The sequence below is a fragment of the Streptomyces sp. NPDC006872 genome (assembly GCF_040635845.1).
In the GTDB taxonomy this organism is placed as follows: Bacteria; Actinomycetota; Actinomycetes; order Streptomycetales; family Streptomycetaceae; genus Streptomyces.
In genome coordinates this window covers 45,165-58,007 of the sequence record NZ_JBEYIL010000024.1, presented here as the reverse complement: position 1 = coordinate 58,007, position 12,843 = coordinate 45,165, and the positions used below count along the sequence as shown (strand labels likewise).

12 protein-coding genes and 1 pseudogene are annotated in these 12,843 nt (G+C 70.1%); 3 read left to right on the top strand and 10 right to left on the bottom strand.

Annotated elements, in window-relative coordinates; translation table 11 throughout:
- Positions 1-534: 534 nt before the first annotated feature.
- A complete protein-coding gene (locus ABZ725_RS45510; protein WP_358808252.1) occupies positions 535-969 on the top strand; it encodes a DUF2809 domain-containing protein in 435 nt (144 codons plus the stop codon).
- Positions 970-1,054: 85 nt separating this feature from the next.
- On the opposite strand, the gene ABZ725_RS45505 is transcribed toward ABZ725_RS45510, so the two are convergent.
- Both ABZ725_RS45505 and ABZ725_RS45500 read right to left on the bottom strand, forming a co-directional pair.
- Positions 1,055-1,981 carry a helix-turn-helix transcriptional regulator gene (locus ABZ725_RS45505; protein WP_358808251.1) on the bottom strand — a complete coding sequence of 309 codons (927 nt, stop codon included), beginning with the start codon at positions 1,979-1,981 and terminating at the stop codon, positions 1,055-1,057.
- A gap of 324 nt (positions 1,982-2,305) precedes the next feature.
- Positions 2,306-3,616 (bottom strand): FAD-binding protein, encoded by a 1,311-nt coding sequence (locus ABZ725_RS45500; RefSeq protein WP_358808250.1) that lies wholly within the window; start codon positions 3,614-3,616, stop codon positions 2,306-2,308.
- Positions 3,617-3,669: 53 nt separating this feature from the next.
- Here ABZ725_RS45500 and ABZ725_RS45495 point away from each other — a divergent pair, with 53 nt between their 5' ends.
- A complete protein-coding gene (locus tag ABZ725_RS45495; RefSeq protein WP_358808249.1) occupies positions 3,670-3,810 on the top strand; it encodes a hypothetical protein in 141 nt (46 codons plus the stop codon).
- A 48-nt stretch (positions 3,811-3,858) separates the two neighbouring features.
- Here ABZ725_RS45495 and ABZ725_RS45490 read toward each other — a convergent pair whose 3' ends face one another.
- The gene (locus tag ABZ725_RS45490; protein WP_358808248.1) at positions 3,859-5,460 is read right to left on the bottom strand and encodes an aldehyde dehydrogenase family protein; all 1,602 of its coding nucleotides are present in this window, start codon (positions 5,458-5,460) and stop codon (positions 3,859-3,861) included.
- Positions 5,461-5,589: 129 nt separating this feature from the next.
- On the opposite strand from ABZ725_RS45490, the gene ABZ725_RS45485 reads away from it, so the two are divergent.
- Positions 5,590-6,273, top strand: coding sequence for a TetR family transcriptional regulator (locus ABZ725_RS45485; RefSeq protein WP_358808247.1), 684 nt, complete (start codon positions 5,590-5,592; stop codon positions 6,271-6,273).
- 157 nt (positions 6,274-6,430) lie between these two features.
- Here the strand turns inward: ABZ725_RS45485 and ABZ725_RS45480 are convergent, their stop codons facing one another.
- The 7 genes and pseudogenes from ABZ725_RS45480 to ABZ725_RS45450 all read right to left on the bottom strand — a co-directional run bounded on the left by ABZ725_RS45480 (position 6,431) and on the right by ABZ725_RS45450 (position 12,492).
- Complete coding sequence (locus ABZ725_RS45480; protein ID WP_358808323.1) at positions 6,431-7,363, bottom strand: sugar-binding domain-containing protein; 933 nt, start codon at positions 7,361-7,363, stop codon at positions 6,431-6,433.
- A gap of 180 nt (positions 7,364-7,543) precedes the next feature.
- A pseudogene (locus tag ABZ725_RS45475) lies at positions 7,544-7,831 on the bottom strand (substrate-binding domain-containing protein); the annotation flags it as partial.
- A gap of 25 nt (positions 7,832-7,856) precedes the next feature.
- On the bottom strand, positions 7,857-8,045 hold the full coding sequence (locus ABZ725_RS45470) for a DUF2291 family protein (protein ID WP_358808246.1): 189 nt from the start codon (positions 8,043-8,045) through the stop codon (positions 7,857-7,859).
- Positions 8,046-8,130: 85 nt separating this feature from the next.
- Positions 8,131-9,600 (bottom strand): FGGY family carbohydrate kinase, encoded by a 1,470-nt coding sequence (locus ABZ725_RS45465; RefSeq protein WP_358808245.1) that lies wholly within the window; start codon positions 9,598-9,600, stop codon positions 8,131-8,133.
- Positions 9,600-10,553 carry a transketolase C-terminal domain-containing protein gene (locus tag ABZ725_RS45460; protein WP_358808244.1) on the bottom strand — a complete coding sequence of 318 codons (954 nt, stop codon included), beginning with the start codon at positions 10,551-10,553 and terminating at the stop codon, positions 9,600-9,602. Before ABZ725_RS45460 ends, ABZ725_RS45465 begins: the two co-directional genes overlap by 1 nt.
- Complete coding sequence (locus ABZ725_RS45455; protein ID WP_358808243.1) at positions 10,550-11,458, bottom strand: transketolase; 909 nt, start codon at positions 11,456-11,458, stop codon at positions 10,550-10,552. The genes ABZ725_RS45460 and ABZ725_RS45455 overlap by 4 nt, the downstream gene beginning before the upstream one ends.
- Complete coding sequence (locus ABZ725_RS45450; RefSeq protein WP_358808242.1) at positions 11,455-12,492, bottom strand: sugar phosphate isomerase/epimerase family protein; 1,038 nt, start codon at positions 12,490-12,492, stop codon at positions 11,455-11,457. Before ABZ725_RS45450 ends, ABZ725_RS45455 begins: the two co-directional genes overlap by 4 nt.
- Positions 12,493-12,843 lie beyond the last annotated feature (351 nt).

Here is a 12,843-nt window from a genome sequence, read left to right as displayed (position 1 = left end):
CGCACCCGTCCACTCGCCCCCCACGCACGGAGCACCAGGGAGACCGCCAACCCCCAGCAACCGATGGACGGCCCGAAAGCCACCATCCGCGCCGCCACGCCCCCGGCCACCCACGGCCCGCTGAAAGTCAGCGCTGTTCCCACGAGACAGGCCACGCCCACCGCGCCCCAGGCCCACGCCCCGGTCCGATGACAGCGGCCCGCCCGGACCCTCAGCAGGTCCGGCGACTTCCCCAACCCCGACATCAGGTGCGCCTTTCCACCGGTCCCCCCACCCGCAGGGCCTTTCCTGCAGCCCCCGGATCCATGCAGAGACCGTAAAAGACTCGCCACCGGCCCCGAACTGAACAATCAGCTCATTCACTCGTACTGGGTAAGGGAGAAGAGTTCACCGGCCCTCGGCTCCCGCGCAGCCATCACCAACAGCCCCGGCACCACCTGCACCCATACCGAACCAACAGGCGACGTCCGGATGTTCCTGTCCAGCCTGCGGTGTGCTCCGCCGCGAGCACCGGGCGTCCGGCAGTATGCCCCTGTGCCCCTCATCCCCAGAGACCATGACCGAGCCGTCGAACCGGCACGGATCCGCCTGACGGCGGCCGGGGCCGCGGTGGTGACCGTCGGCGCGGGGCTGACACTCCGGGCGGGGGCCGCGGGGAACCTGGCCAAGTACGGCGGAGACGCGCTGTACACCGTCCTGCTTGTCGCCCTTGTCGTTCTGCTGGCGCCACGAATCACGCCCCTGACAGCCGCCGCAAGCGCCCTGACCGTCAGTTGGGGGGTCGAGTTCCTGCAGCTCAGCGAGGTGACGGCGGAGCTCTCCCAGCGCAGCACCGTCGCCCGCTTCGTGCTCGGTTCCACCTTCAATCCACCCGACCTGTTCTGGTACGCAGTCGGTGCGGCAGCGGGCTGGCTCATCCACACCGCAGTGGGTCGCTACCCGTCACGTCGGCGTACAGGGCCCAGTTGATACCGGCCGACTGCTGATCGTCACGACCGTCCCGTACGCGGTGTTCGGCACGGCGCCGCTCTGGCTGGACTCGCTGGGGTGCGCCTCAAGTCATCAGCCGCGGGTGGCCGGCGTTCTTGTCGCCCGTCCCGGATCCCAGCCGGCCGTGTTCCGCGTCGAGAAGGATGAGCTTGTCGTGGTCGGAGGTACCCGGCTCGGCGAAGAACACGACGAACCGCTGCTTCTGGCTGTGCTCCAGCGGCATCGACTCATAGCCGAGGTCGAGGTCGCCGACGTCGGGGTGGTGGAAGGTCTTGGGGTCCGGAGCGTGCGGTTTGACGTCGAAGCGGTTCCACAGGTCGGCGAAGTCCGGGCTCTTCGCCAGGAGTTCGTCGACCAGGTCGGCCAGGTCCGGGGCGTCCGGTTCGGTGCCGGCCAGTGCGCGCAGCCGGCCGACGCAGGCGCGGGCCTGCTCGTCCCAGTCGTCGAGTACGTCGCGGGCGAGGGGGTGGAGGAAGGCGTAGCGGGCGAAGTTCCGGCGCGGCGGCGGCCAGTCGGCCAGGCCGGCGAAGAGCCGGAGCGCACCGGGGTTGAAGGCGAGCAGGTCCAGGGTGCGGCTGACCACGTAGGCAGCGTTCGGGCGCACGGACTCGAGGAGCACCATCAGCTGTGGTCTCACGGTGTGGCCGGGTGCGGGCGGCGCCTCGGGGGCGTAGGCGGCGCGGGAAGCGAGCTCGCGCAGGTGCCGGTGCTCGGACGCGTCGAGGAGCAGGGCGCGGGCGAGGGCGTCGACGACCGTGGGGCCGGGGTGGGTCTCCTTGCCGCGTTCCAGGCGTACGTAGTAGTCGATGCTGATCCCGGCGAGCGTGGCGAGCTCCTCCCGGCGCAGGCCCGGCGTGCGGCGCAGGCCGGGGGCTGCGGTCAGCCCGGCCTGCTCGGGGGTCACCTGTGCACGGCGGGCGCGTAGATAGGCGCCGAGGTCGCTCGTGGCACCCGTCGTGTGGCCCTTGGCCTTCTCCACTGCGCGCTCCATGCGTCTATTTTGCCCGTCTTTTTATGGGTATGTACTGGCGGGTGTGTGCCCCGGCGTGGCCTACGGGCCCCGGTTCCGGATCAGGGCGATGCGTGAGGCTGGGGCACGTCGTTCATGGCCGGTCGCCTGCCGGGGGTCGGGAGCGGTCATGTCCAGTAGGAGCAGGGCGTCGTAGTCGGGGGTGCCGGGTTCGGTGGCGTGCCTGGTCTGCGATCGACCGACCCCGGGCCGCTCCGCCCGGGCTCACATGGACCGGAAAGCTCCCGCCTTCCAAGGCTTCGAGCTGACCACGCACGAGAACTCCTCCGCACTCCTTGGTTGGTCTCACGCCGGGACGCGTGCGGCGATTTCGGGCTTGAAGAGGGCCGCCGGTGTGTCCATCAGTTGGGTGACCCGGAGAAACGCGGTGGTCAGCACCGGATCCGTGACCGCGGCGGCGCGCAGGCGGTCCAGGTAGGCACCCCGTTCCGGGTCGAGTGCGGATCGATCGCCGACCGCGTCCGGGAAGCGCAGATCATTGGCCGCGACCGTGGTCCACGGCACGTCGATGACAGCCGCCGACTCGGTGAAGAACCGGGCAGCCACGTCGTCGGAGCCGTCTCTCAGCAGGCGGCCGAGGATGGTCGCCTCCAGCGCGGCCACGGTCATGCCCTGGCCGTAGATCGGATTGAACGAGCACATCGCGTCGCCGGTGACCAGGAAGCCGGCCGGGAAACGACTCATCCGGTCGTAGCGCCACCAGGCGCTTGCCGGGTAGCGCATCTTCACCGGGTCGCCGAGCGGGGCCGAGGTGCGCAGGAGCGTGGCGACATCCTGGCAGTCCAGTTCTGCCGCCCATGCGATCATGCCGTCGTCGTCCATCGGCGGGACCGCACCGAACGAACCACTGATGCTGAGGGCCCAGGCGTCGTTCTCCTGGGCGAGGGCGAAACCACCGCGCGTACTTCCCGGGTATGCGGCGATGGCGGTGCCGTATCGGCCGTCGAGCTGGTCCGGCGTGCGTCGGTAGCGGCGCGTCACGTATGTCACCTGGGTCTCGATCCGCTGCTCCTCGACCTCCGGGTAGCCGAGCCGGCCGAGCCAGTGGCGGGTGCGCGAGCCGCGCCCGGAAGCATCCACCACCACAGCCGCGTCGTCGATGGTGATCTCCTCACCGGCGGCGATCGCCCGCACGCCGATGACCCTTCCGCCGTCCGACGTCGTCACCAGTTCGGTGACGGCGACCTCCGGACGTATGTCCACGTTCGGCAGCGCGGCGACCCGGCGCCGGATCGCCGTCTCGAGCAGCGGGCGCCCGGCTCCCAGCACGATCATGCCGGAAGGCCCTGTGGCCAGGGGCCGCCCGTTCGCCCACCACTGCATCTCGTCCTGCACGTCGAAGGCCGGCGCACCGAGGTCGATCAGCTCGGCCGTCAGCCCCTCGAACATCTCGTCCATCTCCTGCATACCGCGCGTCAGCAGCCCGTGTACATGGCCGCCTTGCGGCACCCCGCGGCGCGGCTCCGGGCGCTCCGGCAACGTGTCGCGATCGAGTACGACGACGTCTTCGAAGGTCTCGTGCAGCGCCCGCGCGGTGAGCAGCCCCGCGAGCGAGGCCCCGATCACCACGGCGCGCCCATGAACCGATGTCCCCATGTGAATTGTCCTTCTTTCCGTTTTCTACGTCGTCGACGTCGTCGACGCCGGCCATGGCGAAGCGCGACCGGGGGCGGAACGTGGCGGCTCGGGCCACGACGCGGGCCACGACGTCGGGGGGCGAGGTCATGGGCGCGTCCGGCCGGGAGCCGTTGTCCAGCGACACGGCGATGGCCTCGGCCTGGTCGCCGTAGGGGCCCCTCGCCCGAAGTGGCACGCAGTTTGCGGAACTGATGTCGACGTCAGGAACCGGCGCGGCGGAAACCCGCGCGCGTCGCGGCGAGGGCGAGGGCGAACAGCCGTGGCCACGTGGGGCGGACGGCGTACCGGGCGAAGCGCGTCGACAGGTCGAGCCAGCCCCGCTTGCTCGTCATGATCAAGTGGCCCGGCGAGGTGAAGCCGCTGACCACGATCGACTTCTCGGCGTTCTCGTACCCCAGGAGGTTCCCGAAGTTGCCGCGACCGGAGACGAACTCGCGGCCCTCCTCGTTCCCACCCCAGATGAGGTACGGGTTCGTCCACACCACCGGCGGCATCGTGTTGACGCCGATGGCGCCGTAGCGGAGTTCTGTGACCGCGCGATCGACGGTGGCCACGTGGGCCTTCCTGGTGTCCTCGTCGATGAGGATCGTGGCGGCCAGGGTGCCGAGGAGCTTCTCGTTGGCGAACTCCGTCGCGGCGGGAAGGAACGTCCCGGCGTCGGGTGCGACGTCGAGCGCGACCTCGCTCATGACCTGGCAGAACGCCTCGTTCTCGAGGGCGAAGCCCTCGGTGCCGACGTCCTCGATCACCATGACCTGCGAAGCGGGGCGGCCGTCCACGGGCTGGACGATCCGCCCGCCCGGATAGGCGTCGCGGAAGGCCGTGAAGGTCTTGTCGACCCCGGGGTAGCTGGTGCTGGAGCCGGGCGTGAGGTCCCGCAGGGCGACGGTGATCGCGTCCAGGAGCTGTCGCCGCTGCGGCCAGTGCCGGCTCGTCACCAGGGTCTGCGTCCGGCCGCAGATCGAGCCGCCGCTGATCGTGACGATGGTGGCGATCTGGAGCGCCTGGTGGCGGATCTCCCGCTCGGTCCAGGGGCGGTCGCCGGGAACCACGATGCACGGGTTGTTGCCGCCGCACTCGGAGACCAGTTCGGTGTCGGTGGCCTCCATGATGGCCTTGGCGGAGCCGGTCCCGCCGGTGAAGTAGATCTTGGAGAGGCGAGGGTCGCGAGTTAAGTCTCGACCCTCGTCGGCAGGGCAGAAGGCGGCGGCGTGGACGTCGACGAGCGGTTGCAGGACCTTCTCCCACACCCGGTCGGCGTCCTCGTTGAGGGGGTGGGGCTTGTGGACGACCACGTAGCCGTCGACGAAGAGGGCCCGGATCATCTCGAACGACGACGCCACGTTCCCCGCCCCGAGCACGGCCACGATGCCGCCGGGCTTCGCGTAGGGGTCCACCCTGCGAGGCTCGCCGACGACGCGCAGCACGTCGGTCCGGTCGCCGTTGAGCAGGCGGTCCTTCCCGCGCGGGGAGACCCGGACGTCGAAGCGGCCGTCCCCGGCAGGGGTGACCGCGAGCGGTTGGAGCGGGCGGCCGCGGACCAGGCCCTCGTACAGGTCGATGGCGGCCGCGACGTTCGAGGGCAGCGGCACCAGGACGCGCTGCATGCTGGTGCCGACCTGGTGGGCGTCGGCCGGGTTCGCGGGGTCGATGCCCTTCGCGTGGCAGTCCGCCGCCACCAGCTCGTCTAAGTACCGGTCGACATTTGCCTGGACCAGACGAAGCAGCCTCAGCCGCTCTGCCGCCGGCGTGGCCCGCCAGCGGGCCGGGTCGACCCAGTCGACAGCCTCCGTGGCCTTCATGGCGTGTCCCTTCCTTCGGTCGACGGTGTCATGACCCGCCTCGCTCACCAATAGTGGACCGGCGGTACATTGAACTTAATGTACCGCCGGTACACAGTCAATGGACCGGCGGTCGACTATCCTCGTGGGGTGGCAACCTTCCATCGGGCACGCAGCGAGGAGCAGCGCGCGGTACGGCGGCAGAGCATCCTGCACACCGCGGCCGGCATGCTGGACGAGATGCCGGTCGCAGCGGTGAGCCTCAACGAACTCAGCCGGCGGGTCGGGCTGTCGAAGTCCGCCGTGACGCTCTACTTCGAGTCGCGCGAAGCGGTGCTGCTCGACCTGCTCTCCGAGGCGGCCGCCCGCTACCGGGCCGAGACCGCCGAGACGTTCCCCGAGTGGGTCGACCCGTCCGCACCGGCTCCGGTGAGAGCGCGCCAGGTCGCGGCACGGCTGGCCGCCACGTTCGCCGCCCACCCCATGCTGTGCGAACTGCTGAGCGTGCAACACGCGATCCTGGAGCACAACATCTCCGTCGACGTCGCGACCAGGTACAAGAGGTCCTCACGCGACGCCATCCGCTGGCTCGCCGCGCAGCTCCGCGACCTGCTCCCCGAGCTCGACGACGAGCGGGCGCTCCGCGCGGCGCACATGGTCATCATCCTCGTCGGCGCCCTGTGGACCCGCAGCCGTCCCGCTCCCCCACTGCTCGCCGCCTTCCAGGCCGACTCGAGCCTGGCGTTCATGCACCCGGCCTTCACCGAGGCCTTCGAGGCCGCGATCGCCACCTTCCTCCAGGGGCTCATCTCGGAGACCGCCGACGCGACCTGACGGACATCCCACTCCTGCTGCGCATGGCCGGCTCCCTACGCTCCCCCAGGCCTGCCCATCTGTACCAGGCCATGGTCCGCCTCGAAAAGGATGCGCTGACCTGCGAAAAGCTCAGCCGTCGGCCCCTGATGCCCAAGATCGCCACTTGGATGCCGCTTCAGTCGGCCAGAAGGTCCCGTGCCACCTCGACATCGGTGATCAGGATGTTGATCCATCCGCCACGCGCCGCTCCCCGAATCGCCGCCACCTTGTTCAACCCGCCCGCGACGCCTATACGGCGTTCCACCGCGCGCAGTCGGTCCGGGTCAATGCCGATGATGCGGTCGTTGAACGGGGCGTCGACGGGGCTCCCGTCCTCGTCGAAATACCTGGCGCAGACGTCTCCGACAGCCCCCAGTTCCTCCAACTGTCGTTGATCCGCGGGGGAAATGGCGTTGCCCGAGCGGCGCAGCAGCGGAGAGGGCTCGAGCGTGCCGATACCGAGGACGGCCAGGGTGAGGCAGGACCATGCCTGCATGGCCTCGGCCATCGCCGGCTCCCTGGACAACAGGTCGTGCAGTTCCCTGCTGCCGACCAGCGCGGCCGACGGGGCGAACACGGGACGCGCGCCGGTGAGTTCGGCCAGCCGGCTGGTGAGCCTCGTGGCGTGCAGTTGGACTTCCGGGCTGCCGGATCCGCCGATCATCTGCACGACCTTCTCCGCCACGGAGGGCGTCTTGGCGCGCATGACCTTGACGGACTCCAGAAGGGTGGCGCTCCAGGAGGAGACGCCGATGACGTCGCCTCCCTTGAGTGTGGCGTCGAGGTAGGCGGCGGTCGCCGCGGCGAGGGCGGGGATCACGTCGAGTCCCGCCCCTTCCACCTCCACCACGACGGCGTCACGCAGTCCGTACCGTTCCACGAGGGCGTCTTCGAGCTCGGCGTGCACCCCCTCGGGGGAGACCACCACGGTGCGGACCACACCGCGATCGACCGCTTCCTTCAGGAGGCGGGAGACCCGGGGCTGGGACATGTTGAGGTGTGCGGCGATCTCAGGCTGCCGCATTCCGCGCTCGTGGTACATGCGGGCCACCTTGACCAGGAGTCGCACGTGGTCAGGGCTCGGAGTGGTCGTTACCGCCACCGTGCCTCCATCCTCCTCAATCTCGGCGTGCGGGCCGGATGCCGACCCGCAGATTACCGTCAATCCGTAAATCCTTAGATTATCGCTGCGGTGTACAAACGCTGATCTTGCCCGGTGTTCCGTCAGGCCCGGTCCTGCCTGCGCATTTCACCCAGGCGGCCCGGTGGTGGGGCCCACTGGCGGGCCATCGAAGCCGACCACGGCGACGCCGGTCCGCTTGGCCGACTTCAGCGCGGCGACCGCGCCGAGGGCCATGGTGTCGTTGCCGGCGATGACGCCCTTGATCTTGGGGTAGCGCTGGAGGATGGTCTCCGTCTTGCTGAAGGCTTCCTGCTGATCCCCGTTCGCCGTCTGCTGGGCCACTCTCTTCATGTCGGGGTACTGGGAGATGACATCGGAGTACCCCTTGGAGCGGACGCCGTCGTCGGTGTCGGACTCCTTGCCGGTGAGTTCGACGTAGTCACCCTTCGCCGGGGGCGTCGCGCAGCGCGCTGCCGTTGATCACGGGGCCGATCTGCACGGAGACGCGCGTCTTGCCCAGACCGGGCACGGTCACCTGCAGGAGGCCGAACTCGGGCTTCGCGCCGGCGGTGGCTTCGCTGTCCGAGCGGTAGGTCGTCGTCGCCCCGATGGCGACGACGAGGAGCACGAGGGCGAGGAGGGTGGAGCGGCCGAGGGTCCGCCGTTGCGGCGGTCAGCCGCGCCACTCCTTACGCGCGCGGGTTCCGCTGTTGTCATGTCGTCCCCTGCTTTCCGCGTGTCCCGAGGTCGCGGGCGGCCGTGAGACGCCGATGCCATCGCTCGACGGCAGGACGGCGCGTCTCTTCGTGCCAGGTGGGGGTGAAGACCTGCAGATCGGTGTCGGCACGCGTTTCCAGCTCGGTGGTCGTCCACAGTCCGAGACCGAGCCCGGCCAGCTGGGCGGCCCCGGCGGCGGACAGGTCGTGATGGGTGGTGCGGGCCACGGAGACGTCGGCGACGTCCGCCTGTAGTTGCATGAGTGCGTCGCTGCGGCTCAGTCCGCCGTCGGCGACGACCTGACGCAGGCCGGGCAGTGCCGCGAGGACGTCTCCCACTTGGTAGGCGACCGATTCCAGTGCGGCGCGGGCCATCTGGGCACGGCCGGTGCCCAGGTCGAATCCGGCCAGTACGGGTACGGCCTGGCTGTCCCACCAGGGCGCTCCGATGCCGCCGAAGGCCGGTACGAGGGTCACGTCGCCGGCGTCCGCGCCTGCGGCGAGCGCGATGAGTTCGTCCGGCGAGGTCCCGAGCAACTCGGCCAACCAGGTGAGGGTGCGTCCGGCGGAACGGATGTTGGCCTCATGGGCGAAGGTGGGCCGGCCGGTGGACCAGGCGATCGTGGTGCAGACACGGTCGGCCGGTGCGGGAGAGTCCGCCACCGTCATGACGGACGAGCCGGTGCCGTAGGTGGCCTTGACGACTCCCGTCCGCCAACCCGCGTGCGAGAACAGCGCGGCGTGCGAGTCGCCCATCACCGCGAGCACCGGGGTGCCGTCGGTCAGGGGGGCGAGCGCCCGTACCCCGCCGAAGGGGCCGGTCGACGCGACGATCTCGCTCAGCGCCGCGCGCGGGATGCCGAAGGCTTCGAGCAGGTCGTCGTCCCAGTCGCCCGTCGCGAGGTTCAGCAGCTGGGTCCTGGAGGCGTTGCCGATCTCGGTGACCGGGTTCCCGGTGAGCGCGTGCAGGAGGAAGGCGTCCACCGTGCCGAGGCGCAGTGCGCCGGTGCTGCTCCGGGTGCGCGGGGGATCGTGCCGGTCGAGGAGCGCGGCCATCTTCAGCGCGGAGAACATCGGGTCCAGCGGGAGGCCGGTGCGTCGCCGGATCTCCTCGCCCATGCCCGCCTGGTGCAGCCGAGCGGCCTGTTCGGAGCCGCGCTGGTCCTGCCAGCTGACGAGCGGGGCGACGGGTGTGCCGGTCGCCGCGTCCCACAGGACGACCGACTCCCGTTGGGTGCTGAGCGCGATGCCGGCCACGCTGTGGGGGTCGATGTCCTTCAGACAGTCGGTGACCGCCTCGCGGACGCTCGCGAGGATCGCCAAGGCGTCCTGCTCCACCAGGCCGGGGCCCGGGTAGGTCTGCGACAGGGGCACGCTCGCCCGGGCCACGACCTCACCGGAGGCGTCCAGGAGCAGCGACTTCGTGGAGCTGGTGCCCTGATCGACGGCAAGGACGTACGGCTCCATCACTCCCGTCCCAGGGTTTCGAGCGCGGCTCGGGCGATGCCTTCGGCGGTGAGACCGAAGTGGTCGAGCAGGAAGGACGTGCTGCCGGTCGGGGCGAAGGCGGGGACCCCCACCATCCGTACGGGGACGGGGTGGTGCTCGGCGACGATCCTGGCGACGGCGGCCCCCAGACCGCCGGAGAGGAGTCCCTCCTCCGCGGTGACGACGGCTCCGGTCTCCCGGGCGGCGGCCAGCACGGCCGCGACGTCCAGCGGCTCGACGAACGTCATGTTGAGAACCCGGGCCGAGACGCCCTGCCGGCCGAGGACCTCGCTCGCTTCCAGGGCGCGCGAGACCATCGTTCCCACGGCGATCAAAGTGATGTCGGTTCCGTCCACGAGACGCGTGGCCCGGCCGGCTTCGAACGGGGTGCCCTCGGGAGTGACGGCGGGGACCTTGAACCGCGGGACACGGAGGTAGGTCGGCTTGCCCGACTCCACCGCCCAGCGCACCGCGCTGCGGGTCTCCGAGGGATCCGCCGGCACGATGATCTCCAGTCCGGGGACCGCGCGCATCCACGACAGGTCCTCGATGGAGTGGTGGGTGGGGCCGAGTTCCCCGTAGGCCATGCCGGGGCTCTGCCCGCAGAGGACGACATGCCGGTAGCTGTAGGCGACGTCGGCCTTGATCTGCTCCAGGGCACGGCCGGTCAGAAAGGGCGCCGCGGCGGACACGAAGGGGATGAACCCTGAGTTGGCGAGGCCGGCGGCGACGCCGACCATGTCCTGCTCGGCGATGCCGACGTTGATCAGACGGGTGGGGAACTCCTCGCGGAACTTGACGAGGTTGCTGGAGCCGACCGAGTCGTTGCACACGGCGACGATCCGTTCGTCGGTGCGGGCCAGCCGGGAGAGTTCGTCGGCGAAGTCCGCCCGGCAGTCGAAGGTGGGGACCTCGGAGGCCACGACGGTCATCGGTTCAGCTCCTCGAGCGCGAGAACGACCTGCTCGTCGGTGGGCACCTTGTGATGCCACTCGACGCGGTCTTCCATGAACGAAACACCCTTGCCCTTGACAGTGTCGGCGATCACCGCGACGGGGCGGCCCGTCGTCGACGGGGCGTACGCCTCCTTGATCGCCCGGTGGTCGTGGCCGTCGATGACGCGCACCTCCCACCCGAAGCTCGCCCACTTCTCGTCCAGGGGGTCCAGGGCTGTGGTGTCCTCGGTGCGGGCGCCTTGCTGCAGCCGGTTGCGGTCCACCACGGCCGTCAGGTCGGCCAGCCCGTAGTGCGCGGCCGTCATGGCCGCCTCCCAGTTGCTGCCCTCCTGCATCTCCCCGTCACCGAGCACGACGATGGTCCGCCATGTCTCGCCGCGCAGCCGCGCTCCGAGCGCGATACCGGTGGCGACGGGGAAGCCGTGGCCGAGGGGACCGGTGTTGGTCTCCACGCCGGGGACCTTGAGCCGGGCGGGGTGGCCGTTGAGCGGCGACAGCGGTGCCATGAACTCGCTCAGCCGTTCCCGCGGGAAGAACCCGCACGAGGCGAGCGTGGAGTACAGGGCGGCGGCGCAGTGCCCCTTGCTGAGCACGAAGCGGTCCCGCTGGGGGTGGTCGGGCGCGGTCGGCTCCATCCGCAGGGTCCCCCACAGGGCGGTGACCAGCAGGTCGGTCACCGACAGGTCACCGCCGACGTGGCCCATGCCGGCCGCCTGGATCGTGGTCAGGATGTCGCGCCGGACGGCGCTGGAGATCCCGGCGAGCTCCGCCGCGGCCTCGGCCGGTGAGGCTTCGCGCAGCCGTGCGCCGCGCCGGTGGTAGGTGTCGGCGGCGGCCTCGTCGGTCCGCAACGGGGCTGTGGTCACCACGGTCGCGGTCACTCGGACTCACTCTCCGCGAGCGCACGGAACAGCGCCCGCTTGGCGATGCGCTGGGCGCCGAGGGCGTCCTGCGCCGACTGGGCGGCGGCGAGTTCCTCGCGGTCGAGGTAGCCCAGTGCGTGGTGGAAGGCGCGCATGGTGCGGATCCCGGTGCGCGCGGCCTCGACGGGGTCCTCGCGGAACGGGAACTGGTCCAGCTGCCAGACGCCCTGCCAGCCCGCGTCGTGCAGCGCGAAGAAGAACTCGAAGGTCTCCAGCAGGTGCACCGAGCCGACGACCATGTCGTCGTCCCAGCCCCGGAAGTTGTCGTTGACGTCGATCGCGAAGAGCTTGTCGCGGGCGATCGCCATCCGGGCCGCCTCGGCCGGGGTCTCACCCCCGTAGAGGGAATGGCCGAAGTCGAGAAGGACGCCGACGTTGTCCACGCCCATGTCCTGGATCGCGAGGAGCGTGCGGGCGACGGACGAGAAGACCATCCGGTTGCGCGGCTCGCGCGGCTTGTACTCGATGGCGAACTTCAGGTCGGGAAACGCCTGGGCGAGCTCGCGCACGGCCCCCACCGACTTGCTCCAGAGGTCGGTGTAGTCGGCCTGGAAGGGGTAGTCGTAGCCGTCCTGCCCCGGCCAGAGCTTGACGTAGTCCACGCCGAGTTCGCGGCCGACCTCGGCCGCGCCGGCGACCAGGTCGATGGCCTGGCGGCGCAGGGCGGGGTCGGGGTTGGTGAAGCCGCCCTTGGCGAACTTGCCGGTGTAGAACTCGGGCGTGACGGCGATGGCGCGGAGGTTCTGCTCGGCCAGCGCCTGCCGGACCTCGGCCGTGCTGATGTTCCCGGGCGGGAAGGGCCAGTTCAGATCGAGGACGGAGAGGTCCTCGACGGCTCCGGCGAGCTTGATGGCATCGAGAACGGTGCGCGGATCACCGTATCCGTCCGTGGCGTAGCGATCGACGTAGGTGGCGAAGTGCCAGACACCGGCTCCGTAGACGGGTTCCTCGCCGACGGGGTTCTGAATGTCTATGCGTTGCTGACTGGACATGCGACTCAAGGTAGGAACGGGTCGTTGATGTGTCAAGACTTCTTGCCATGACCAGGTGCGACTCGCAGGACGCCCAGCGCCTCCGGCGCGAGCGCCGCCCGGAAAACCTCTTCCGTCCAGTCACTCCACGACGAGGACGAACCCACCAGCGCTGCGCGTCCATCCGGAGGGGTTTTGACATGTTGCCGTGGGCTCGGGGAGGTATCGCCCGATCCGGTGGGTAATCTCGCGCTGCCACTGGCCGAATTGCCTCCCAGCAGACTCAGGAGAAGAGCCATCGCCGAGCAGAAGCCCGGAAAGGCTGGGACCGCTCCGGGAAACCAGCCCCAAGAGGCCGACCAGTTGAGGACC